Origin of the sequence: Bacillus aquiflavi (assembly GCF_019915265.1) — a bacterium.
GTDB lineage: Bacteria > Bacillota > Bacilli > Bacillales > Cytobacillaceae > Bacillus_BT > Bacillus_BT aquiflavi.
In genome coordinates this window covers 1262431-1287980 of sequence record NZ_CP082780.1, presented here as the reverse complement: position 1 = coordinate 1287980, position 25550 = coordinate 1262431, and the positions used below count along the sequence as shown (strand labels likewise).

General features: G+C 36.2%; 22 protein-coding genes, 3 pseudogenes and 1 riboswitch. Of the genes and pseudogenes, 8 read left to right on the top strand and 17 right to left on the bottom strand.

The features are described 5' to 3' along the window. Positions 1–15: 15 nt before the first annotated feature. Positions 16–125, top strand: a riboswitch (TPP riboswitch). A gap of 114 nt (positions 126–239) precedes the next feature. From K6959_RS06435 to K6959_RS06415, 5 genes are read left to right on the top strand one after another with little or no spacing between them, the layout of a single operon-like run. Continuing rightward, positions 240–455, top strand: coding sequence for a hypothetical protein (locus K6959_RS06435; protein ID WP_223087951.1), 216 nt, complete (start codon positions 240–242; stop codon positions 453–455). Further along, positions 443–901, top strand: coding sequence for a thiamine phosphate synthase (locus K6959_RS06430; protein WP_223087950.1), 459 nt, complete (start codon positions 443–445; stop codon positions 899–901). The genes K6959_RS06435 and K6959_RS06430 overlap by 13 nt, the downstream gene beginning before the upstream one ends. A gap of 55 nt (positions 902–956) precedes the next feature. Then, the gene (thiS, locus tag K6959_RS06425) at positions 957–1160 is read left to right on the top strand and encodes a sulfur carrier protein ThiS (RefSeq protein ID WP_163241914.1); all 204 of its coding nucleotides are present in this window, start codon (positions 957–959) and stop codon (positions 1158–1160) included. 1 nt (position 1161) lies between these two features. Further along, a complete protein-coding gene (locus K6959_RS06420) occupies positions 1162–1926 on the top strand; it encodes a thiazole synthase (protein ID WP_223087949.1) in 765 nt (254 codons plus the stop codon). Further along, positions 1926–2942, top strand: coding sequence for a MoeB/ThiF family adenylyltransferase (locus K6959_RS06415; RefSeq protein ID WP_163241916.1), 1017 nt, complete (start codon positions 1926–1928; stop codon positions 2940–2942). The genes K6959_RS06420 and K6959_RS06415 overlap by 1 nt, the downstream gene beginning before the upstream one ends. A gap of 200 nt (positions 2943–3142) precedes the next feature. Here the strand turns inward: K6959_RS06415 and K6959_RS06410 are convergent. Beyond that, a pseudogene (locus K6959_RS06410) lies at positions 3143–4261 on the bottom strand (IS4 family transposase). 306 nt (positions 4262–4567) lie between these two features. On the opposite strand from K6959_RS06410, the gene K6959_RS06405 reads away from it, so the two are divergent. Next, the gene (locus tag K6959_RS06405; protein WP_163240273.1) at positions 4568–4945 is read left to right on the top strand and encodes an immunity 22 family protein; all 378 of its coding nucleotides are present in this window, start codon (positions 4568–4570) and stop codon (positions 4943–4945) included. Positions 4946–5110: 165 nt separating this feature from the next. Here the strand turns inward: K6959_RS06405 and glnA are convergent, their stop codons facing one another. From glnA to miaA, 8 genes and pseudogenes are all read right to left on the bottom strand, one after another. After that, positions 5111–6445 carry a type I glutamate--ammonia ligase gene (gene glnA, locus K6959_RS06400; RefSeq protein ID WP_163240271.1) on the bottom strand — a complete coding sequence of 445 codons (1335 nt, stop codon included), beginning with the start codon at positions 6443–6445 and terminating at the stop codon, positions 5111–5113. Between the two features lie 196 nt (positions 6446–6641). Further along, positions 6642–7913: pseudogene (locus K6959_RS06395) on the bottom strand (methionine gamma-lyase family protein). A gap of 16 nt (positions 7914–7929) precedes the next feature. Continuing rightward, complete coding sequence (gene hflX / locus K6959_RS06390; RefSeq protein WP_163240283.1) at positions 7930–9228, bottom strand: GTPase HflX; 1299 nt, start codon at positions 9226–9228, stop codon at positions 7930–7932. 111 nt (positions 9229–9339) lie between these two features. Continuing rightward, entirely contained in the window at positions 9340–9573 is a 234-nt protein-coding gene (locus tag K6959_RS06385; RefSeq protein ID WP_163240267.1) for a glutaredoxin family protein, read from the bottom strand. A 29-nt stretch (positions 9574–9602) separates the two neighbouring features. Then, positions 9603–9992, bottom strand: coding sequence for a DsrE/DsrF/DrsH-like family protein (locus K6959_RS06380; protein ID WP_223087948.1), 390 nt, complete (start codon positions 9990–9992; stop codon positions 9603–9605). 164 nt (positions 9993–10156) lie between these two features. After that, on the bottom strand, positions 10157–11110 hold the full coding sequence (spoVK, locus tag K6959_RS06375) for a stage V sporulation protein K (RefSeq protein ID WP_223087946.1): 954 nt from the start codon (positions 11108–11110) through the stop codon (positions 10157–10159). A 498-nt stretch (positions 11111–11608) separates the two neighbouring features. Beyond that, a complete protein-coding gene (gene hfq, locus K6959_RS06370) occupies positions 11609–11836 on the bottom strand; it encodes an RNA chaperone Hfq (protein ID WP_163240261.1) in 228 nt (75 codons plus the stop codon). A gap of 28 nt (positions 11837–11864) precedes the next feature. Next, positions 11865–12824, bottom strand: a complete 960-nt coding sequence (miaA, locus tag K6959_RS06365; protein ID WP_163240259.1) for a tRNA (adenosine(37)-N6)-dimethylallyltransferase MiaA — start codon at positions 12822–12824, stop codon at positions 11865–11867. Between the two features lie 276 nt (positions 12825–13100). Here miaA and mreBH point away from each other — a divergent pair, with 276 nt between their 5' ends. Continuing rightward, positions 13101–14108 (top strand): rod-share determining protein MreBH, encoded by a 1008-nt coding sequence (gene mreBH / locus K6959_RS06360; protein ID WP_163240257.1) that lies wholly within the window; start codon positions 13101–13103, stop codon positions 14106–14108. A 229-nt stretch (positions 14109–14337) separates the two neighbouring features. Here the strand turns inward: mreBH and mutL are convergent, their stop codons facing one another. From mutL to K6959_RS06335, 5 genes are all read right to left on the bottom strand, one after another. After that, positions 14338–16212, bottom strand: a complete 1875-nt coding sequence (gene mutL, locus K6959_RS06355; protein ID WP_163240255.1) for a DNA mismatch repair endonuclease MutL — start codon at positions 16210–16212, stop codon at positions 14338–14340. A 27-nt stretch (positions 16213–16239) separates the two neighbouring features. Beyond that, positions 16240–18834, bottom strand: coding sequence for a DNA mismatch repair protein MutS (gene mutS / locus K6959_RS06350; protein ID WP_223087945.1), 2595 nt, complete (start codon positions 18832–18834; stop codon positions 16240–16242). 79 nt (positions 18835–18913) lie between these two features. Then, entirely contained in the window at positions 18914–19174 is a 261-nt protein-coding gene (locus tag K6959_RS06345) for a hypothetical protein (protein ID WP_163240253.1), read from the bottom strand. A gap of 372 nt (positions 19175–19546) precedes the next feature. Beyond that, positions 19547–20026, bottom strand: a complete 480-nt coding sequence (locus tag K6959_RS06340) for a DinB family protein (protein ID WP_163240251.1) — start codon at positions 20024–20026, stop codon at positions 19547–19549. Positions 20027–20220: 194 nt separating this feature from the next. Continuing rightward, positions 20221–21315, bottom strand: coding sequence for a citrate synthase/methylcitrate synthase (locus K6959_RS06335; RefSeq protein WP_163240249.1), 1095 nt, complete (start codon positions 21313–21315; stop codon positions 20221–20223). 111 nt (positions 21316–21426) lie between these two features. Between K6959_RS06335 and K6959_RS06330 the strand changes: the two genes are divergently transcribed. After that, complete coding sequence (locus K6959_RS06330) at positions 21427–22305, top strand: LysR family transcriptional regulator (RefSeq protein WP_163240247.1); 879 nt, start codon at positions 21427–21429, stop codon at positions 22303–22305. A 244-nt stretch (positions 22306–22549) separates the two neighbouring features. Here K6959_RS06330 and K6959_RS06325 read toward each other — a convergent pair whose 3' ends face one another. The 3 genes and pseudogenes from K6959_RS06325 to miaB form a co-directional block, all read right to left on the bottom strand. Beyond that, positions 22550–23095, bottom strand: coding sequence for an outer spore coat protein CotE (locus K6959_RS06325; protein ID WP_223087944.1), 546 nt, complete (start codon positions 23093–23095; stop codon positions 22550–22552). Positions 23096–23408: 313 nt separating this feature from the next. Beyond that, the gene (locus K6959_RS06320; RefSeq protein ID WP_163240243.1) at positions 23409–23834 is read right to left on the bottom strand and encodes a YlbF/YmcA family competence regulator; all 426 of its coding nucleotides are present in this window, start codon (positions 23832–23834) and stop codon (positions 23409–23411) included. A gap of 1 nt (position 23835) precedes the next feature. Next, positions 23836–25380: pseudogene (gene miaB, locus K6959_RS06315) on the bottom strand (tRNA (N6-isopentenyl adenosine(37)-C2)-methylthiotransferase MiaB). Positions 25381–25550 lie beyond the last annotated feature (170 nt).

Below are 25550 nucleotides of genomic sequence, written 5' to 3'. Positions count from 1 at the left end.
ACAACAAGTAAATTATGAATTCACTAGGGGTGCCTTTTAAAAAGGCTGAGATCAAAGTGATGACTTTGGGACTCTTAGAACCTGAAACGGTTAGTACCGACGAAGGGAAGTGATAGAACGGATCAATTCATCTGTCTATTTATCTGCGTTCTTAACCACTTTCCTATGCATGGAAAGTGGTTTTTTATATTTATCAAACGTGTGAGGCTTGCGCACACGAATGACTGGAGGTGTTGTAGGTGGATCGTATACAAAAGCCGCTTAATAAAATCGGAGCCTTTCATCTTATCTCAACTGGCCAACAATCAGCCGAACAGCTAGCGTTGATTGCTGAAAAAATAATCGATCATGTGGATGCACTTCATCTTCGTGAAAAAAATCGTGGACTGATCAAGAAAAATGATTTAAAGCGATCAGCTTACTTCAATCTAAAGGTGTACCATTGGAAAAAATAATTGTTAACAATCGAGTTGCCGTGGCACACATAATGAAAACAAAAGCAGTTCAATTAACCCGTCAAAGTATCAATGTCTCTATGGTAAAAAATGCTTATCCCAACTTATCTCTCGGCTATTCTATCCATTCCGTAGAGGAGGCTATTTCCGCTTCTAACGACGGTGCCGATTATTTATTGTACGGCCATGTATATGAAACGCAATCGAAACCTGGTTTAAGACCTAAAGGACTAGAACGATTAAAGAAAGTCGTTCATCATGCAAACATCCCTGTTCTTGCGATCGGAGGGATTACACCGAAAAATACACCAAACATTATCCGAGCCGGCGCAAGTGGAATAGCTGTATTATCTGGCGTTTTATTGTCCAATGATCCGTTAGAAAAAGTGTTCGCTTACAAAGAAGCGTTACGAAAGGGAGGTGATGAATATCGCTCTGATATATAAGGTTGCCCAAAAAATTTAAGATATTTTATATCCGGCTATCCAAGGAGGGAAAGATATGAATTTGCTCATTAATGGATCAATCATACAAATACCGAAAAATGTAAACACCATTGCTGAAGTCATTCAATATTTTTTCACAGACAAACCGGTCATTATTGTCGAGCACAACGGAGAAATTTTAAATAAAGATGTCCATTCTACAAGAGAAGTAGGAGATGGAGATAAATTGGAATTGGTCCATTTCGTAGGAGGTGGTTAAGATGTTAATGATTGGAGAAAAATCATTTCACTCTCGCTTACTTTTAGGAACAGGAAAATATTCGGATTTTGATATCCAAAAGGAAGCTGTTGAAGTGTCAGAAACAGAAATTTTAACGTTTTCCGTCCGACGGATGAATATTTTTGAGCCGACACAACCAAACTTTTTAGAAAAAATCGATATTGGCAACTATCATTTATTGCCAAACACTGCAGGAGCAAAAACAGCCAAGGAAGCTGTACGAACAACTAAGCTAGCAAAAGCTTCTGGACTATGCGATATGGTCAAAGTAGAAATAATCGGTTGTGACAAAACATTGCTGCCTGATCCAGTGGAAACGTTGAAAGCAACAGAAGAATTATTAAAGGAAGGGTTTATCGTTCTTCCATATACATCCGATGATGTAGTTTTAGCAAAAAGACTAGAAGAATTAGGGGCGCATGCGATTATGCCAGGGGCATCACCAATTGGCTCAGGACAAGGGATTATAAATCCGCTTAACTTAAGCTTCATTATCGAACAATCCAATGTGCCTGTCATTGTAGATGCAGGGATTGGTTCTGCGAAAGATGCAGCTTTCGCAATGGAGCTTGGTGCTGACGGCGTTTTATTAAATACAGCCGTTTCGGGTGCAGATCATCCAGTTAAAATGGCAATGGCTATGAAGCTTGCAATCCAAGCAGGTCGTCTTAGTTATGAAGCAGGTCGGATTCCTAAAAAACGCTATGCAACCGCAAGCAGTCCGCAAGAAGGAATTAGCATCTAATGGATGACCGTTATTCTAGGCAAATATTATTTTCTCCTATTGGGAAAGAAGGACAAATAAAATTAAAGCATAAGCACGTATTAATTATTGGCGCAGGTGCACTCGGTACAAGTATTGCAGAAATTCTCACTCGTTCAGGTGTTGAAAACATAACGATCGTTGATCGCGATTATGTTGAGTGGAGTAATTTGCAACGGCAGCAACTCTATACAGAAGCGGATGCAAAAAAACGCATCCCTAAAGTAATCGCAGCAAAAGAAAGATTAGAAGCTATTAATAGTAAAGCAAAAATTAAAGCAAAGATAGTCGATGTTACACCTATTGAAATGATCCAACTAGTAAAAGGTATCGATCTAATTATGGATGCAACAGACAATTTTGATATTCGAATGATGATTAATGATGCATCACAAAAATATAATATTCCTTGGATTTACGGTGCGGTTGTTGGCAGTTATGGCATTAGCTATACAATTATTCCAAACAAATCCCCATGCTTGCATTGCTTAATGAAACAGCTGCCGATCAGTGGATTAACCTGTGATACTGGTGGGATCATTAGCCCAATTGTACAGCTCATTACTGCACATCAAACGGTTGAAGCTTTAAAAATATTAACTGACAACTGGGAAGCATTAAGAAATAAATTGATTTCCTTTAATATTTGGACGAATCAACAATCTTCTATCGATGTTAAAACATTAAAAGATAGAAATTGCTTATCTTGCGGACAAACACCAACCTTCCCGTTTTTAAACTATGAAAATCAAACCAAGACGGCAGTGCTTTGTGGGAGAAATACCGTTCAAATTCGTCCAGCATCCACAGAAAAGCGTGATTTGCAAAAAATAGCTTCTCAGCTTGAAAATATGGGAAAAGTAGAGCAAAACCGGTTTCTTTTATCATTTACAATCAAGCCGTATCGATTCGTCATGTTTCAGGATGGTCGTGTACTTGTTCATGGAACAAATGATGTCATTCGTGCTAAATCACTATATTATCGCTATTTTGGTTAAAACAAAAAAAGGGATCTATTTTAGAAAGATCCCATTTTTTTAATATATCAAATCATTAGCGTTGCATAAATAAGGACGGAATATTCTGTAAATAGACCAGTGTTATTTTTTGCTAAAAGAACAAGGGCTAAACAAAGGTGCTCTGTCCATTTAGTAAAAATATACATTTAATACTTAGGTGACAGCAACTGTGTATGTGTTTACGGACTTGCTCTATTGTCGAATTTGCGAATCCAAATGTAAGCAGGCTTCCAAAGTGCTGCCTTTAACCAACGACTAATCCGGAGTAGGGCTTTTTTGCTTTTCATCTCCAGTTGGATTAGAACATTTAGACAGTAGGCAATGAGTGCAAGATAAATTTGATTCTGAATCGCTGTTTCACCCATACCATAAAAGTGTTTGATCTTTACATGCTGTTTTAGCCATTTAAAAAACAGTTCAATCGCCCAACGTTGACGATAAATTTCGCTGACTTCGTCAGGTTCTAAATCGAAACGATTCGTTATTAACCTAAGAATGTTTCCTTTTGTGTCCTCAACTTTAAGGAGGCGGAAGACATTCTCTGTACGATTTTGAGTAGAGCCAATGTAAACCATTCTATCTGATAGAACAGTAGACTTGTCAGGAACCGAAAAGGATTCTACCTCACGAATGACGGCGTTTTTCTTTAATCTTGATACAAAGAAGTAGCCATCATCCATCATTCGATCGAACCGTTCGTAATCAACATATCCGCGGTCAAACACATACATGGCTTCCTTATCATCAACGAGAATTTCCAATTGATTTCTGTCATGTTCTTTGGCTGTTGTAATTACTGCTTTTTCAGGGTATACAGTATCATTATTCATGAACACAAGTCGCAAATGCAGCTTGACACCAGCTTTTGTTTTGCGGAATTTTGCCCACTTATAATTCGTCAGGTTTAATGGAAGTGTACTGGAGTCGATGATTTTTTAATGGCATATGCTTTCCGTTTTTAAAGTGAATTTCTTTTATTTTTGGTGCACAAGCTCCAAAAATAATCGGGAAAGAATAGCTGGATTGACTTCATTGTTTTTTCTTGATAATTGAGATTTACTGATTGATTCAAAACCTAAGGCTTTTTGAAGTTGATCATGAATCAGTGCGTCACTCATTTCTTCCAGACTCTCGAATCCTTGTAATTGAGCAAGCAACATAAGCTTTATGTAGGCTACAGTTGTCAGTTTTTTCGTATAATGATCTTGCTTACTTTCTTCTACTTGTTCAAAAAGTATTTTTGAGTTTATAGGTGTTATCCATTTACCAAATGATGATTTTAGTGTATTCTTGTCCATATCGGTTATCCTTTATATTGGATTTGGACAGGGAATCACCTGTACTTCCATTGTAAAGGATATTTTATTGCTTGAAAATTAATTACTAACTATTAGGAATCCTCATAACCTTCAATATTCATTAATGCAACGCGAATGATATCAAATATTATATTTATTTTATAGGGATTTGGTTCACAACTAAAGGTACAGTATTCTGCATTTTTACTTTTAAAAGTTTTTTCTGTGATAATAAATGCCATTCTTTAAATACAGCTATTTATGTATTAAAAATATAGTTAATTTTTTTTCATCGAGGTGATGGTAATGGACAAACATGGTACGGTATCGATATGGTTTGGCAACATTAAAAATCAAGAAGCATTAGATAGGTATGTTCATCTAACTTATGATGACGATGGGGATTCAGTACCTTCAAGATTTTTTCTAGAGTTTGATATTAATATAAATGAGGTAGATGAAGATTTTATTGAAAAAACAGTGCTAGAAAATCATAGTAATGATTTATCCACCTTATTAGAAGGATGTTCATACGAAGAGATTATTATTCCGGAAATGAGAAAAATCCTTCGTATCAAACATCATTATAACTCGAGCATTATGATTTACAATTTTGAATATGAGGAAACAGTAAAAACAGTTGGCAGTTTCGATTACATTACGTCCACCAGTTATCTTAAATAGAAAGTATGAAAGAATACCTAAATTATTAATTAAAATGAACCTTACTTATTGTTAAATTTGAAGGCTAGAGGATAAATTTCCTCTCTTATTTTTTCAAAATGAGTTTTTTTTAGGGGGATTCAATTTTCACTCAAGCCAACTCAATCACCCCCAAAAAGCTCGCTTTTAATACATTTTTAAATATTGTTCCCGTTCCCAAGGATGAACTTGGATGCGGAACATATTCCACTCAACTTCCTTCGCCTCTATAAAGTGCTTTAATATATGATCTCCTAAAGCTCGGGCAATCACTTCGTCTATTTTTAAATTTTCAAGAGCAAGCCCTAATGTAGATGGTAAGTCGATGATCCCTTCTGCCAAACGCTCTTCTTTGCTCATCGTGTAAATATTGCGGTTAACAGGTGATGAAGGGATTAATTTATTTTTGATCCCATCAAGACCCGCTTCTAATAACACGGCCATAGCTAAGTATGGATTTGCCGTAGGATCGACACTGCGCACCTCAATCCGTGTGCTCAATCCTCTTGAAGTTGGAATTCTAACAAGTGGTGAACGATTACGAGAAGACCAGGCAACGTAACATGGAGCCTCATATCCTGGTACAAGCCGCTTATATGAATTAACAGTCGGATTAGTGACAGCTGTAAAATAAGGAGCATGGCGGATAATTCCAGCAAGAAAATGAAATGCATCATCACTTAAGCCATCCTTGCCGCTTTCATTATAAAAGGCATTCGTTTCTCCCGCAAATAAAGATAAATTGCAATGCATGCCTGAACCACTAACTCCAAATAATGGTTTTGGCATGAACGTTGCGTGTAGCCCATGCTTGCGAGCGATCGTTTTAACGACGAGCTTAAATGTTTGAATATTATCACATGCAGTAATTGCATCTGCATATTTAAAATCTATTTCATGCTGTCCAGGTGCTACTTCGTGATGAGAAGCCTCAACCTCAAAACCCATTTCTTCTAACTCTAACACGATATCACGGCGGCAATTTTCTCCTAAATCGGTTGGAGCTAAATCAAAATATCCGCCATGATCATTTAGTTCAAGGGTCGGTTCCCCTGTCTCGCTTAATCTAAATAAGAAAAACTCTGGCTCTGGTCCTAAATTAAAATGGGTGAAACCCCATTCTTCCATTTCTTTTAATACTCTTTTTAAATTATTTCGCGGATCACCGGCGAATGGAATTCCTTCCGCGTTATAAATATCACAAATTAGTCGAGCTACTTTTCCTTTTTCGGCTGTCCAAGGAAAAACAACCCAAGTATCTAAATCCGGATATAAATACATGTCGGATTCTTCAATACGTACGAAGCCTTCGATAGAAGAGCCATCAAACATCATTTTATTAGATAATGCTTTATTTAATTGACTCACTGGAATTTCAACATTTTTAATTGTCCCTAAAATGTCTGTAAATTGAAGGCGAATAAATTTCACATTTTCCTCCATCGCCATGCGTATGATACTCTCTCTTGTGTACTTTGCCACCAAGTCTTCCTCCCTAAGTGTTGCGTAAAATTCATGATGATAAATAAGCTAATAATTGATTATGAGTAAATGTGCATCCGTTTAGACGGGATTAAAAATATGGTGTAATTTTATTTCATGTTATTTATGTTGTCAAGATAATAATCATAAAATGGAAAAAAGGACTGTTTTTCACAATCCTTTCCTTCCCCTATCTTTATAGAGTAACTAAACCTTTTTCAATTAAATGATCTAAGGCAATACAAACAGCAATTTTTACGTGAGCATATGTTAAACCTCCTTGAACATATGCTATATATGGCGGACGCAGCGGACCATCTGCCGTTAACTCAATACTGGCGCCTTGTATAAACGTTCCAGCTGCCATAATCACATCATCCTCATAACCTGGCATGTAGCTTGGATAAGGCGTTACATAAGAATCTACTGGAGAAGCATATTATATTGCTTGACAAAAAGCAATCATCTTCTCTTTATCATCAAACTGTACTGATTGAATTAAATCTGTTCGCTGTTCATTCCATTTTGGCAACGAATTCATGCCTAACTTTTCAAGTATTGCTGCTGTAAAGATGGCGCCTTTTAACGCTTGACCTACGACATGCGGTGCTAGGAAAAAGCCTTGGTACATTTCTTGCAATGTGTAAAGAGAAGCTCCAGCTTCTGCACCAATTCCAGGTGAAGTTAATCTAAAAGAGCACGCCTCAACTAACTCCTTTTTCCCAACGATATAACCTCCTGTTTTCGCTATCCCGCCGCCGGGATTTTTAATAAGCGAGCCTGCCATTAAATCAGCACCTACATGACACGGCTCAAGTTCTTCAGCAAATTCCCCGTAGCAATTATCAACAAAAACAATAAGATCTTCTCTTTGTTCTTTTACAAAACGGATCATTTCTTTAATTTCTTTTATTGTAAATGAAGGACGATTGCCATATCCTTTTGATCGCTGAATCCCAATCATTTTTGTATTCGGTTTAATTCGCTTTTTTACTAAATCGTAGTCTACTTGACCTTTTGCAGTAAGGGCTACGCTTTCATAAGAAATATGAAAATCTTTTAGTGAACCTGTTCCATCACTACCGCGAATCCCGACAATTTCTTCTAAAGTGTCGTACGGCTTTCCTGTTATGTAAAGAAGCTCGTCACCAGGACGCAGAACGCCAAATAGCGCTGTTGAAATAGCATGTGTGCCCGAGATGATTTGTGACCTTACTAGACCTGCCTCTGCACCAAATACTTGTGCATAAATTTGCTCAAGTGTATCACGGCCAATATCATCATATCCATAACCTGTTGAAGGAGTGAAATGCGTTTCACTTACACGATAATCCTGAAAACTTTTTAACACACGAAATTGATTTACTTCAATTAATTGATCAATTTCTTTATGACGATGTAAAATTTGTTCTTCAACTTCAGCTACGATCGGCTGAAGCTTGTGTCCATACTTTAAACGTTGAAACATTTTGCTTTCTCCTATTCTAAATCGAAAACTTTTCTAGTTGTCCTGTTATTTGATGTTCTTTTAATGTATAGCCTTTACAAATATAAAGCATCCGTTCTTCATCAAAAGATAATTCCTTTAATATTGTATCATTTTTTAATTGTGAAAGGAGCTTTCCTTCTGTCGACGGAATAAGCACATGATAAGCTTCCATCATATTCATGATCATCGCTTCAATTTTTTCTTTTAACTTCAGCCGATCCTGCTGATGATGAGCGCTAATAAAAATTGATTCTCTCTTTGTTGTTGGGATGAATTGTTCGTTCTTTATATCCCGTTTATTATAAATAATGAGCTGGGGGATATGATCAACTTGCAATTCTTGAAGCAATTTGTTGACCGTCTTTTCATGATTGTCATAGTCTGGATTTGCTGAATCAACAACGTGCAGTAGTAAATCAGCCTCTTTTACTTCTTCTAAAGTTGATCGGAAAGCCGCTATTAATGTTGTTGGAAGTTCTTGAATAAAGCCAACCGTATCTGTTAAAAGAGTTGTGAAACCACTAGATAAAACGAGCTTTCTCGTCAATGGATCAAGCGTCGCAAACAACAAGTCTTCTTCAAATGATGAAGCTTCTGTTAATCGATTAAACAATGTTGATTTTCCAGCATTTGTGTAACCTACTAATGCAATTTGAAACGTTTTATTTTTCTTGCGCCGATTGCGATAACGATTTCTGTGCTGAACGATTGTCGTAAGCTGTTTTTTAATATCATCAATTCTCCGGCGTATATGGCGGCGATCTGTTTCTAGCTTTGTTTCCCCAGGTCCTCTCGTGCCGATCCCGCCCCCTAAACGAGATAATTCTATCCCTTTTCCACTAAGACGGGGCAATATATATTGCAGTTGAGCAAGCTCTACTTGCAGTTTCCCTTCTTTTGAACGTGCTCGTGTTGCGAATATATCCAAAATTAGTTGTGTTCGATCGATTACCCTTGCATCTAGCTGTTTCGATAAATTGCGAAGTTGACTTGCAGTTAATTCATCATTAAAGATAATGAGATCTGCCTCTAGCTCTTGTTCAAGTGCGATTAATTCATCAAGCTTTCCTTTTCCTATATATGTGGCAGCATGAAATCGTTCCCGTTTTTGAGAAATCACCATTACAACTTCACCTGCAGCTGTTTTTGTTAATGAAGCTAACTCTTCCATTGAGTATTTGAATCGCAAATCATCTTCGGGAGGAATTTGACAGCCTACTAAAATGACTTTTTCCCTTCGTTCCTTTTGTATCAAGCAGCTTTCCCTCTTTCTATATCTTTTCTTGTTAACCATCATACCAAAAACACGATGCTAATGCGCACAAAAAAGAAAAACCACTTTTACAGCGGTTTTTCTTTAGTGAGGTGGATGTTCTATTTATTTTTTTGTTCTGTCATATTTCAATTATTTTTTAATATATGACATAAGTGTATTTGGATCAAAACCAAGAACCCAATGACCATTTACATTTGTTTGCGGCACACCCATTTGGCCTGTTGCTTCAACTAGTTTACGGCCAGCTTCCGGATCTTGTTGTACATTTACTTCTTTAAACGGCAGTCCTTTGTCATTTAAAAAATTTTTCATCATGACACAATATGGGCATGTATTTGTAGTATAAACAGTAATGTCGTTCACTTATTTATGACCTCCTTTATTATTTATTATTAAAAAGTTAATGAAACATCAGCGTCTTTTGCATAATTTAAAAATGTTGCAGCCCCGCCAACTTCAATTCCATCAATAAACTGGTCTTTGTCAAGGCTCATTACATCCATTGTCATTTGACAAGCAATCATTTTTACACCCATTTCATTTGCCATTGAAACTAACTCTTCAATTGATGGAACATTTGCTTTTTTGAAGCCTTCTGCAAAATGTTCTTTTCCTTCTGGTAATGGAAGGTTTTTATGCATTTCTTTATGAATAAGATTTAACCCCCCGAACGTAAAGAAAATATTAACTTCTCCATCCGCTGCTGCTGCTGCTAAAGCGAGGTTAAAAACTTTATATGCATCAAATGCTCCACCGTTTGCTGCGATAATTGCTACTTTCATTTTTTCAATTCCTCCATATTTTTAATTTATACCTATCGGGGTATGATACCTCTATGGGTATATTACCAAAGGGAAAAATAAATGTCAACAATATGTTGACACTTTTTTAAATTAATATACAGCCTATTCATGATCAAAAATGCTTTTTTAAATTAATATACAGCCTATTCGTTATCAAAAATGAGATCATTACTCCTTATTGTCATTAAATCGGCTCGTTCATAACTATTATCCATAAGTAAACGCATTGCTTGAGATCTGATTGATTTTTCAATTATATTTCGAATATACCTTCCATTTGAAAATCCATTTTCTCCGTAAATTGATTTAATCCAAATCAAATGCTCTCTAAGCTTCCGTTCAGCATCATAACTCAATACATATTCTTTCTCTATTAACATTTTTGCGCCTATCTCTAACAGCTGTTCGACTGTATAATCTGGAAAATCTACTACTAGCGGGAAACGAGATTGCAGTCCCGGGTTCAAGCTTAAAAAGTACTCCATTTCCCGTGAATATCCAGCCAATATAAGAATAAATTCATGTTGCTTATCTTCCATATGTTTTACAAGTGTATCAATTGCTTCTTTTCCGAAATCTTTCTCCCCGCCTCTTCCAAGTGAATACGCTTCATCTATAAATAAAATACCCCCAAGTGCTTTTTTAATTAAATCACGCGTTTTTTGAGCAGTATGTCCAATGTATTCACCGACTAAATCAGCTCGCTCGGCTTCAATTAAATGCCCTTTTGAGAGTATATCCATTTTTTGAAATAATTTGCCGATTAACCGCGCCACCGTTGTTTTTCCTGTGCCGGGATTTCCTTTAAACATCATATGCAAAGCTTGTTTTTTCGCTTTTAAACCCTTTTCTTCTCGCTTTTTATTTACATACATCCATGCGTAAATTTCTTTAATCATTGTTTTCATTTCTTTCATGCCGACGAGCACTTCTAACTCCTCTTCAATTTCAATTTCCTTTAAAGCGGCATGCTCAGGCGGTAATTCCTTTGGAACAACTTGCTTGCCAGGCAATTCTTTCACAACCGTTTTTCTCGTTTGTTTATTAAGAACAATGTTGATTTGACCATTGTTTTTCATGCGAAATGGTTGGTCCAAAGCCTTCACCTCTCATTCTCACACAGTATACGCCCAGTTGCAAAAATTCGTGACAAATGCTTTATTGTTTCGTATATTCGAAATTTTATTGGATTATGACTAAAAAACGACAAAAAATGTTTCCTTTATGAAATAAAGCACACGTTAATAATCCCTTTATATATATGTTTATAGTGGACATTCATTCCCGATTTTACAGCTATGAGTAAAATTCCCGTACAAAACAATCTTAAAAAATAAAAAACACCCGTTATAATGAACTGCATCTTCAATTGCTAGGTTGCGCCTAACAATTGAGACTCAGTCCAAAAACGGGTGTTTCAGACTCTTCATGAACTTTGCGCTTTATGAGAGGCTATAAATGACAGCCCTACTCTTCTCCACCTAAGGTGGCAAGCGTTCAACCAGTCTGTTAATACTTGTTTCAAATATTAGCTATTTCATATAAAAAATAAAAAAAACATCACGATTATTTTAGCTAAATGATTTATTATAAAATTATCCTTCCATTTCTAATTGAACATTCCGCTGTGGAGCAAATGTAGAAATAGCATGCTTAAATACAAGTTGTTGTTTACCTTCTGATTCAAAAAGAACTGTAAAATTATCAAAACCTTTAATTTGACCTCTTAGTTGGAAACCGTTCAGTAAAAAAACTGTAACATTTGTTCCATCTTTGCGCAGTTGATTTAAAAACTGATCTTGAATATTAATAGGTTGTTTCATGATAAATCCTCCTCTTTTATCTCTAATATTATGTATTCGATTTTATTTTAAGCTTTCCTGCAATATATGCGGAAATTTCCGCAATTTTTTCTGGATCTGTTTGCAATTTGGACACATTAAACCATTTTACGTTCATTTTATTTCGAAACCAAGTGAATTGTCTTTTTGCATATCGGCGAGAGTTTTGTTTTAATTGTTCAATAGCTTCCTCTAGGGAGATTTTTTTATCAAAATAATCATAAAGCTCCTTATATCCAATTGCTTGCACAGACTGACAGCCCCGCAAGCCTTGATCGTAAAGAGCCTTCACCTCATCAACTAATCCTTGTTGAATCATTATGTCCACTCTTTTATTAATCCGGTCATATAACTGTTCTCGTTCCATTGTTAAACCAATTAGTGCCGTATTATAAATTAGTTCATAAGACTCATTTTTTTGAAAGTTTGTCATCGTCTTATCCGTACAATGCAATATTTCTAAAGCACGGATAACTCTACGGATATTATTTGGATGGATACGGTTTGCACTTTCAGGATCTACCTTTTGAAGCTGTTCATGTAGCCAGTCTTTTCCTTTCTGTTCGACTTTTTTCTCCATCTGCTTGCGAAATTCCAGGTCTGATGGCGCATTGGAAAATTGATAATTATATATGACCGATTGGATATAAAGTCCCGTTCCGCCAACAATCATCGGCAACTTTCCTCTTTCTGATATATCTTCTATTTTATTTTTCACAAGCTGCTGGAAATCGGCAACAGAAAAGCTTTCCGACGGTTTTTTAATATCAATTAAGTGATGCGGAATCCCTTCCATTTCCTCTTTTGAAATTTTTGCTGTACCAATATCCATCCCTTGATATATTTGCATCGAGTCTCCACTAATAATTTCAGCGTTAAATTGTTTTGCTAAATCAATACTCAGGTTCGTCTTGCCAACAGCTGTTGGGCCAATGATCACAAGAAGCTTTTCTTTTTCTTTCAAAAACATTCACACTGCCTTTTACGCTTTTTCTTTTATCGTAACATAGTTAAGTAGCAGTTTAACATCAAAATAGTATTGCCAATTCATTTTTGACTTATGCAAAAGAAATCGTTTTTTTATAAATAATAGTTCTTTTTACCTATATTATTCTTAATAAATTATTGTTAAATTACAGTTAATTGACGTTTTTATAACAATCATGACTTTCTTATCAATTCATGTTAACTTTATTATAGAGACTTGCTATACTTATTTATATTTTTTTAGAATTGGGTGAGACACATGTTTTCTACTTCTGAAATTGGTATTGACTTAGGTACTGCAAATATTTTAGTTTATAGTAAAAACAAAGGAATTGCATTGAATGAACCCTCTGTAGTAGCCATAAACACTGAAACGGGCAATGTTCTGGCTGTTGGAGAAGAAGCAAAGGCGATGATCGGTAAAACACCGAACAATATTGTGGCGATTCGCCCCTTACGAGATGGAGTCATTGCAGATTATAATGTGACATCGGACATGCTCAAACATATTATTCGAAAAGCCGGAAAGAAAATTGGCTTTGCAATTCGAAAGCCGACTGTAGTCGTTTGTACACCGTCTGGATCAACGAGTGTTGAACGAAGAGCAATAGAGGATGCAGCGATGAATGCTGGAGCAAAAAAAGTGCATTTAATTGAAGAACCGGTTGCAGCGGCAATTGGGGCGGGATTGCCTGTTGATGAGCCGATTGCTAACGTAGTCGTTGATATTGGAGGCGGAACTACTGAAGTAGCGATTATTTCCTACGGAGGAGTTGTTGCTTGTAACTCTATTCGGGTCGGTGGAGACCGATTAGACGATGATATTATTCAATATGTTCGTAAATTTTATGGCGTATTAATTGGGGAACGGACTGCAGAACAAATTAAAATGGAGATAGGATACGCACTTGTTGAGCATGATGAGTTGAAAATGGATGTAAGGGGACGCGACCTCGTTACAGGGTTACCAAAAACGATCACTTTATCTTCATTTGAAATTAGAGAAGCGATGAAAGAAGCATTTCTACATATTATTCAAGCTGTTAAATCCACTTTAGAGGAATGTCCTGCAGAATTAAGTGGTGATATCGTTGATCGAGGTGTTATTTTAACTGGCGGTGGAGCTTTAATGAACGGAATGCAGGAATGGATTACAGGCGAAATTCATGTTCCTGTTCATATTGCTGAAAATCCCCTCGAATGCGTTGCAATCGGAACAGGAAAGTCTTTACAATTTATTCATAGACTCGAAGCAGCAACACGATAATATTTTATTATTTTCATTGAAAGCCCCCATCAAGACGTTAGACGTTTCTGACGGGGGCTTTTAAGATTATAATTAACTTTTTCGATACTAGCTGAAAAAGCTTGTCAGCCGTGGCACGGAGCACGAGACGAAAGGCGAATAGAATACGCATGTTCGAGAGCTTACCGAAGAAATGCGAGCGGGTTTGCCAACAGTCTAAAGCCCCCTCTTGCAGAAGGCTCTCTATGTTTTACATGACTCTTTTAAACATCTTTTCTAAATCATAAATAGAATAGTGAATTATAATCGGCCGTCCATGCGGACAAGTGAATGGATCAGATGTTTGCCGTAATTCATCTAAAAGTGCTTGAATTTCATCGTTTCGTAAATGCTGATTTGCTTTAATAGATGCTTTACAACTCATCATAATTGCAGCTTCTTCACGCAATGCTTTTATATCAACCTTTTTCATCGATAAAAGTTGTTCAATCATTCCTTCAATCATTTCCTTCTCTTCTCCACGAGGAAACCATTGAGGATGAGCACGGACGATAAAACATTGATGTCCGAACGATTCTAAAAAAACCCCTACTTTTTCAAGCTCTGCTTTATGCTCATTAATTTTCACATATTCATCGATTGAAAATTCAAATGTAATTGGTATAAGTAGCTCTTGAAGCTCATTTTCCACTTGACCAATTTTTTCTTTATAAAATTCATATTTAATTCGTTCCTGGGCAGCGTGCTGATCGATCATGTACAGCCCTTTGTCATTTTGGGCAAAAATATATGTCCCATGCATTTGTCCAATCGGATATAATGGAGGAATTGTTGCTGGACGATTTTCGCTGTCAATATAGATAGCGTCATCTCTCTTTTCTTCAATATAAGGAACTTGTTCCTCATCTTCGTTAAAATAAAAAGCTTCGTCCCCGTCCTTCTCTTCTTCCTTCATTAAAATGCTAGGCTTTTCATTCTTTTCAGCAAAAATTGATGGCTCTTCAGTAATTTTTGGCATTTCATCAAAACGATTTTCAACTGAAGCCTTTTCCCGTAAGTGATCTAAATTCAAAGAAGTTTGCTCAACTTGTGGCCGTTCTTTTACGACAGAAGTAGGCGTCGGTCCTGTAGGGATCAACGTCTTTGTTTTAAACTCTTCTTTTATCGACGTTGTAATTAGTTTATTTAATTCATGCTCCTTGCTTAATCGCACTTCTAGCTTTGCCGGATGTACATTAACATCAACTAAAATCGGATCCATCTTCATATTTAATAGTACGATTGGGTAGCGTCCGATAGGCAATAAAGTATGATACCCTTCTAATATCGCTTTTACAATTGAATAGTTTTTAATAAATCTCCCATTAATCATTGTTGAGATGTAATTGCGTGAAGCGCGGGTTACTTCAGGCAATGACATATATCCTTCAAGCTGAAAATCTAATGAGCTTGCTGAAATTTTAATCATTCTTTTTGCAAGATTCACACCATATATCGCAGCAAGGACTTGACGTACATCCCCACTGCCATTTGTTTGTAAAAGCTTTCTCCCATTATGGGTTAATTGAATCGCAACCTCTGGATGTGCAAGTGCAAGCCGATTCACAACATCTGTTATATTCCCTAATTCTGTATGAATTGTCTTCATATATTTTAAGCGAGCTGGTGTATTATAAAACAAGTCCGTCACAGTAATATCTGTTCCTTTTCGACTTGATGTTTTTTCTACTGCGATTACTTCGCCACCATGAATGTGTACACATGTTCCTGCACTGACACCAGTACTCGTTTTTAGTTCTAATTTTGAAACAGAAGCAATACTAGGCAATGCTTCACCGCGAAATCCGAGCGTTCGAATCCGAAACAAGTCATTTTCATCTTTTATTTTACTCGTTGCATGACGCTCAAATGCAGTAAGCACATCATCCGCTTCAATTCCATCACCGTTGTCAATGACACGGATTTTTGTTAAACCCGCCTCTTCTACGACTATTTCTATGACAGTCCCACCTGCATCAATCGCATTTTCAACTAGCTCTTTTACAACAGAAGCTGGCCGCTCAACAACTTCTCCAGCAGCAATTTTGTTCGATAATGCATCATCGAGCTGAATAATTCTTCCCAAGAACAATCACCTCCCTTTGATCACAAATCAGCCTTTTAATTTTTTTTGCAGCTTGTACAACGTATTGATCGCATCTAATGGCGTCATATCTAAAATATTTAACTCCTTCACTTGATTAATCACTTGTTTTTCTCTTTGGGTGAACTCATTCTTTTTTGGCTTAACTGGTTGTTCAAAAAATGATAGTTGTGCTATTTCTTCTTTTGCAACGTCTTGTTCATTCGTTTGTATATCCTCGTTTTTGCTTTTTGTATTCTCAAGTATATGTAAAATTTCAGTTGCCCGGGAAATTAATCCAGTTGGAAGATTAGCAAGCTCAGCCACATTAATTCCATAGCTTTTATCTGCTGGCCCCTGCTTAATTTTATGAAGAAAAACAACCTTCCCATTTTGTTCAATTGCACTAACGTGGACATTTTTTACTCGATTAAGTTCTTTTTCAAGGACAGTCAGCTCGTGATAATGGGTTGAAAATAACATTTTTGCACCGATGCGATCATGTATATACTCGATCATTGCTTGTGCAAGCGCCATCCCATCATATGTTGATGTTCCCCGTCCGATTTCATCAAATAAAATTAAACTGTTTTGTGTTGCATTAGTAATTGCATAATTTGCCTCTAGCATTTCAACCATAAACGTACTTTGACCAGAGATTAAATCGTCAGCGGCTCCAATTCTCGTAAATACTTGATCAAATATTGGCAGTACCGCTTCAGAAGCTGGAACGAAACAGCCGATTTGTGCTAAAACGGCGGTTAAAGCAATTTGACGCATATATGTACTTTTTCCAGACATATTAGGTCCTGTAATTAATAAAATTTCACGTTCGCTATTCATTAGGCAATCATTCGGTACATATTCTTGGGCTGCCATTACTTTTTCTACAACAGGATGGCGACCGTCTATAATATCAATTCGACGTTCCTCTGAAAAACTAGGTTTCACATAATGTCTTTGCTCACTAACCGTCGCAAAGCACTGCAATACATCGAGCTCACTAATTAATTTCGCTAACGCTTGCAATCTTGGAATATATTCTTTCACAAATTCACGAATTTCAGTGAATATTTTATACTCAAGCTCAACACTTTTTTCTTCCGCTTGTAAAATAAGTGCTTCTTTTTCCTTTAATTCAGCCGTAACAAAACGTTCTGCATTCGTTAACGTTTGCTTCCGTTCGTACAAACCTTCTTGTAATAAATGGAGATTTGCTTTTGTTACTTCAATGTAATACCCAAAGACACGATTATAGCCTACTTTTAATGATTTAATCCCTGTTTTTTCCCGCTCTCGCTTTTCTAGCTCTGCAAGCCACGTTTTCCCGTTTCTGCTTGCATCGCGATATTGATCAAGCTCTTTATGATAACCGTCTCGAATAATATTGCCTTCTTTAATAGATACAGGAGCGTTTTCAACTAACGAACGGTCTAACAAATCTGTAACAGCTTCACATGGATCAAGCTTGTCAGCTAATTGAACCGCTTTCTTATTAGGAAGGTGACCAACAATTTCTTTTATTTTTGGGACATGTTGAAGTGAACGTTTTAATTGTGTTAAGTCTCGAGCATTTACATTTCCGAAGGCGACTCGACCAGCTAACCTTTCAAGATCGTAGACTTCCTTTAACATTTCCCGCAGTTCTTCTCGTTCAAAATATTGGGCAATGAAAGTTTCGACTAACGACTGACGATATTCAATCTGTTCTTTGTCGATTAACGGACGGTCAATCCAAGCCTTAAGCATACGTCCGCCCATTGCAGTCATTGTTTCATCTAATAGCCATAAAAGAGAACCCTTTTTTCCTTTTGAGCGGATTGTTTCCGTTAGCTCTAAGTTCCGTTTTGAATAATAGTCAATTTTCATATATTGTTGTACTTGATAAGTTGTAACTGGCTGTAAATGATCAAGGCTCCGCTTTTGCGTGCGATATAAATAATTAAATAACCGGCTAATCGTTATTGAAAGCTTATCTTGAGTTATTTTTTCAAGCAAGTGAGCAAATGTATCCTTTATTTCCGTATCATCCTCAGATGAGATCGTCATAACTGAACGCTCTTTCATTTTGCGCGTTAATTCCCCATCAAAATCATGGGCAACAACAACTTCTTTTGCTCCAGTTAAAGATAGTTCATTTAAACAATCATCAAAGCTAACTAGTAAAGTGACTCGATTTTCCCCTGTTGATAAGTCGTTGCACGCAAATCCATATGTTTCGTCAGCAAAAGACGTAATCGTTGCAATATAATTATTCTCTTTATCATTTAATCCTCGTCCATCCATCATTGTACCTGGGGTAATCAGTTGGACGACTTCGCGCTTCACAACGCCCTTCGCTTGCTTCGGGTCTTCAGTTTGCTCACAAATTGCCACTTTATAACCCTTTTCAATTAATTGATCGATATATTGTGGAGCTGAATGATATGGAACTCCACACATCGGAATGCGTTCCTTGCCACCTCCATCCCGACTTGTTAAAGTAATCTCTAGTTCTTGCGATGCCTTTTCTGCATCTTCAAAGAACATTTCATAAAAATCACCTAAACGGAAAAATAAAAAGGCATCCTCATAATCTGCCTTTACACGTAAATATTGCTGTATCATCGGCGTATATCCAGCCATAATATCCTCCAACCTTAAAATCATTCTATCTTCTCTTCAATCATTAATTATAACATAATAAAAGATGTCATCTTAAATGTTAAAAGAAACTCAGTTTCATAACATTAAAATGAACAAATAAAATGACAAAAAACGCTATAAAACCGATAATTTTAACAGGATCTGTCATTTTATATTGTTTAAAAGGATAAAGCTTATTCGCAAATATCACAAATATGAATAACAATACAACTATTAAAAATTTATTTTCTAAAAGCGCAACTCCACTGACTAAAAGAATACAACAATAAGCTAGCAGTCCGTGGATCATAATAGAAAAAAAGACTGTTTTAATACTCAAAAAAATGGCGCTCCTTTTATATTTTTCCGTTATTATATCATAAAAAAGTATAAAAATTCTAGAAGCTAAAAGTTTATTCCCTACTTGAGCTTATGACTCGAAACAATAGGCATCGCTATTTTTACGATCAGCCGTTTTCTTATATACTTTTTTCAGCAAGTCTACCAATATATATTTTATTCACTAAACGAGAGCAAATAACTATTGATTGAAGTCAAGCCGCTTTCCAAGAATTCTACTTTTAATGGATAAAATGAAAATGATGTTTACATTCCCTAAAAACAGATAAATATTTTCTACGATAAAAATAAAACATAAAGTAAAGTTTAGAAATCGCATGACATTGGTGTTTTCTCTAATGCTTGGTCCATTTTAATTACCTTTCTCTAACAATAAATAGTTTAATTTTCTGCCGATAAAATGGGCGGATACGGGACTTCGTGCTAATTCTCTTGCCCAAACAGAAAGTTGACCAATATGATGAATTTCATGAGCTATAATATGATGTATGATTTCATCCTTTGTATATTTATTTTCATCCCAAGGCACTGTTACAAATTCATCCTTAACAAAATCTGTCTTTAAAAATTCAACTATCTCATACCGTAATTTGTTTGAGAGAAATTTAACTTTTAAAAGCGTATTATAATCATCAAAATTAAACACTACGTCTTCTTCACCTTTCATGCCGCGAATCCAACTATATTCAACGTCAATAATGTGAAAAAGAGTGAACAAAATACTACCTACTCCCCCAATGCGGTCTTGTAACAGCTCTTCTTCTGTTAGTTGCTTACACCAGTTAAACCATTCATCTCTAACTTGCCAGTTATACTCAAAAAAATTGATCATTGTCATCTCACTCCGTTACGTAATAAAAATTAACAATGGGTTCTGAGCATAAATGATCACACTCAAAACCCTCTTACTCATTTCATTCGTGTAAGTAAATTATTTCTTTCTCCTATTCATAATCGAACAATGAATTGACCATTTCAATTTCATCTTTAGTGAAAGCAAATTTATAGAAAAGCAATTCGTATTCGTTATCTCGTCTTAGGTAAATCCCCTATATAATAAGATTCTGGACGGAACAATACATTATGCTTAGCTTGTTCTATTACATGAGCAGACCAGCCAACAACCCTTGCTGCTGTAAATGTTGGGGTAAAGAGCTCATCCTCTATCTGAAGTGAGCGCATAAGAGCTGCTGCATAAAATTCTACATTTGTATACAACTTACGGCCAGGTTTATACTCCTCGAGCAGACGTATCGCTGTTTCTTCTACATACAGCGCTAAAGAAAGCCAAGGATCGTCCTTGCCGATTTCAAGAGCTTTCGTTCTTAACGCTATCGCTCTCGGATCTTTTGTTTTATAGACTCGATGACCAAACCCCATTAGCCTCTCACCGCGTTCTAATTTCTCTTTAAGCCACCGTTCTGCATTTTCTTTTTTCTCAATGTCATTAAGCATTTTTGTCACATCTGATGGTGCTCCTCCGTGCAGCGGCCCTTTCATCGTACCAATAGCCGATGTTATAGCCGATACTAAATCAGATTCAGTCGATGCGGTTACTCTTGCTGAAAAGGTCGATGCGTTCATTCCATGTTCAAGTGTTAAAATCATATATGTTTCTAATCCTTTAACATGAATCGAAGATGGTATTTGCCCAGAGAGCATGTACAAATAGTTTTCAACATGATTATAATATAAGTTTGGTTCAATTGGCTCTTGACCTGCTAACTTTCTTTGCCGATAGGCAATGATTGTTGGAATCATCGCGGTAAGCTCAATAGCTTGATCAACCGTAGGTTTCCATGAAAACCTAGAATTCCCGAGAGCTGAAACTGCTGTTCTAATGACACCCATCATATCTATATTTTCCGGAAGTAAATCAATCATTCTTTGAATATAAATCGGGAGCTCCCTTTTCGTTTTTAACTTATTCTCCATCACTTCTCTTTCCTTGTCGTTCGGTAATTTCCCATACCAAAGCAAATGCGCCGCTTCCTCAAATGAAAATCGTAAGGCAATCTCATTTGCTGCAAAACCCCTATATACAAGTTGACCTTTTGCACCATTAATATAACTAATCGATGATTTTGCTGCAATAACCCCTTTTAAACCTGGTTGAAACATTTCCTAATTCCTCCTCTCTTTGTTATTAATAGTGTATGTGATATTATTAATAAAGAAAATTAAATTATATTTATTAATTTAATTATATTTATTAATAAGCAGGTGAAGCAAATGGATTTTAAATGGCTCCATACCTTTATCACTGCCGCTAAATATGAAAATTTTCGCAAAACAGCTGAGGAGCTTTTTATATCTCAACCATCGGTTACAGTTCATATTAAACTGCTTGAAGAAGAGATTGGCTGTATTTTGTTTAAGAGAGGTGGACGAAAAGTAAGTTTGACAGAGGAAGGAAGAAAGTTTTTACCTCATGCTAAACAATTACTAATAAAGTACGAAGAAAGTCTTGCAGATTTAATGCGCTTTCGCCAAGGGTATATGCACAAGCTCACAATTGCTATTTCTCCGCTGATCGCTGAATCGATTATGCCATTCATATTAAAACGGTATATTACTTTTAACCCAGAAATTGAAATATCGGTACAAGTATTAGAGTCAAAAGAAATCGCAACCGCTGTTTTAAATGGTGATGTTGATCTTGGACTTTCTCGGCTTCATGTTCAAGATGCAAATTTAATTTGTAAAACGTTATACGAAGATCCTGTTGTCCTTATCGTCCCGCATGATGGTAAAGATAGTGAAACAGCTCCTCCTTTAGACGCAGAAGAGTTGTTAACAACTCATTATCTAATCACTCATAACCATCCAGAATATTGGGACCGATTACTTGCTGCACTTCGTGTTCAAATACCAACGATTAGAACAATGGCAGTCTCGCAAGTTTATGTAACAAAGCGATTTATCATCGAAGGGCTTGGTGTTTCTTTTTTGCCTTCCTCAACTGTTCGTCGTGAGCTTCTTGAAGGTAGGTTACTCGAAGCTCCTTGCCCATTTATCCAACTGCCAATTGCAAAAACATATGCGATATTAAAATATGAACATCCACAAGAAACTCATTTTCTCCAATTTTTAAGTCAGTTTAAAATGTAAAAACGACAAACATAAAAAAAAACTAGAAAGCAAAATCTTCCTAGTGTCAGCTTTTAGACAAAGTCAATATTTAAGCAAATGCCCGAGAGACTAGTTGAAAACGCTTGTCAGTCAAGGCGCATAGTACAAAAGGCGGAAGCGAATAGAACTGGCGTTCATGAGTTTACAATGAAGTAAGCAACAATGAATGCGAGCGTTTGTCAACTGTCTGACACTAGGAAGCAAAATCCTTCCTAGTGTTAAACTATTCTTCTTCTGTCGCGTCTAAAAATTCAGGATTTAAGTCTTCAAATTCTTCATCGTCAATATCTAATCCCCAATCATCATCGTCTTTTTTACAGCATTTCGGGTTGACAGCGACACAAACCTTTGTTTCGCCGATCAATTCAACGAGAAACTCTCTTTCATCATGTACAATCACCTTGTTCCCGTTAGGGGATACGACGGCCTCAATACAATTTGGCTGTTGAAGCACTCGTGCGACTACTTCATGATCATCAAAACAATCGGGATCACGGTATTTAAACTTTATGACATCTTTGTATTCAACCTGTTCAGTAACTACTTCTGTTTTTGTATTATCTTTATAGGAGTACCAAACATTAATGTCACAGGTGCCGCAAACCTCGACTGTTTTTTCGACTTTCCTTGCTTCATATTTATGATTTATAATCCAACAGCCGAGTATACTAGACGGATGGTGTGCAGGGCAAATCGTATGATGGGACTTTGTATATTTTCGTCCCTTTGCAACGACCGCTTTTGTGATAATCTCTCTGTATTCTCCCATTGCGAGCGAACCCTCCTCAATCATTTTCACTTCATCCTATGCGTGATATTAGACTAGTGTGCGAATATTTTTGAAAAGGAATATACATAAAGTTAAGATTTATATAGTTCATTCTATGCTTTTACCTAAATTTATGTGCCTATTTAAATAAGTATAAAGCAAGAGGCTGACAAACGATTTTTAAGTACACACCCTAAGAATTTAATAGGCTATATTTATATAGACCGCAGGCTCACATAAGTAATAATCTCCCTCTTATTTGAGCATAAAAAATGCTCCTAAATCAATTGATTTAGGAGCTGATTCTAAATGATTAATGGCATCCTTTACTATTGCGAATTTGTGCGCCTGTCTCACCGCGTAAGACATCTCCGCCTGTAGACATAATAATTTCATCTGTTACTGTATTGGATACTGTAACGGCAACAAGCTGCAAAAGATCGTTCACTTCAACTTGAGATTGTTTAAATTCTTGTACAATTGGAATTTCATCTAATTCTTTTTCAATTGCAAGAATCTTTTCCTCGACTTGCTTTAAGGCATTATCTTTGCCATACTGTTGAAAATTGACAGCCTGTTTTTGCAAGCTTTTAATTGTCGCAATTTTGTTACGAACGTTTTCGTTTTCATGAATAAGTGCTTCCGCACGCTTAAAAAAGTCTACTTCATCCGTTTGAGCAATCATTAATGCTAATTCTTTCGCACGAGAAATAATATCCTCTTTTGTATACTTTGTCATTTTATTTCACCTCTAATGATTCAAGTTCTTCTACCATTTCGCCATTCAAAGACCATGTTTTTGCTTCATTTATTTTTACTTTCACAAGATGGCCAATAGCTGACTTCGGACCTGTAAAGTTCACAAGCTTATTTTTACGTGTATAGCCTGCAAGGACATCTGGATTATTTTTACTTTCTCCTTCAACTAAAACTTCAACGATTTGACCTTCATACTCTTTCATTTTCTTTGCAGATAATTCATTTACTAAACTATTTAAACGCTGAAGTCGTTCTTTTTTGACTCCCATTGGTACATTATCCTGCATTTTTGCGGCTGGCGTACCTTCCCGTGGAGAATAAATGAAAGTGTAAGCTGAATCGTATCCAACTTCTTTATATAATGATAATGTTTCCTCAAATTGCTCGTTCGTTTCATTTGGATAGCCAACAATAATATCTGTTGTTAATGCAACATCAGGAATTGCTTTTTTAATTTTACGGACTAGCTCTCAATATTGTTCTCTCGTATATTTTCGTGCCATTATTTTTAATACTTCAGTTGAGCCAGATTGAACTGGTAAATGAATGTGCTCAACTAAATTTCCGCGCTTGGCTAGCACTTCAATTAAATGGTCATCAAAGTCCCGTGGATGACTCGTTGTAAATCGAATACGCGGAATATTAATTTTCCTTAGCTCGTCCATTAAATCTCCTAATCCATACTTTATATCTTCGAGATCTTTTCCGTATGCATTTACATTTTGACCGAGTAGTGTAATCTCTTTATAGCCTTGTGCTGCTAAATGGCGAACTTCTTGAATAATATCTTCTGGACGGCGGCTTCGTTCTTTACCCCGCGTATATGGCACGATACAGTACGTACAAAATTTATCGCAACCATACATAATGTTGACCCATGCTTTAATATGACCTTTACGAATTTTGGGAAGGTTTTCAATAACATCTCCTTCTTTTGACCAAACTTCAACGACCATTTCTTTTGACATATATGCTTTTTTTAAAATTTGCGGCAGACGATGAATATTGTGCGTACCAAAAATCATATCAACGTATTGATATTGTTTTAAAATTCTGTTTACAACAGATTCCTCTTGTGACATACAGCCACAAACACCTAATAATAAATCAGGTTTTTCCATCTTCAATGCTTTAAGATGACCGATTTCTCCAAACACTTTATTTTCTGCATTTTCACGAATTGCACATGTGTTAAGCAAAATAATATTTGCATCACTTACTTCATCTGTTGGTTCATAACCGAGAGCGAGGAAAATACCTGCCATTACTTCTGTGTCGTGCTCATTCATTTGACAGCCATAAGTACGGATATAAAATTTGCGGCCTTTTCCCATTCCAAGAAACTCTTCTTGGATTTCAAAATCTTTATGATATTTCACTTCTTCTTTTCCACGTTTTTTTGCATCTTTTAAAGATGGCGGTGTATATACTGCTTCGAAGTACTTGCTGTAATCCTTTACGGATTTTTTGTCCGAAGAATTTTCAGCCTGTACTTGCTGCCCTTCTAGTCGTTGCTTTTCATTCATGTATATTCTCCTTTCGTATATCATGCAGAATAAACTTCGGGACTGCTCTTTGTTTATTCCGCAAACCCATAAAAAATGGGGAGAAATTGATTTACCTAGTTTAACTTTAAAGGTACACATTATTATAGTATAAAGCTAATCAAACGCTAACACAATAGAAAAACGTCAGC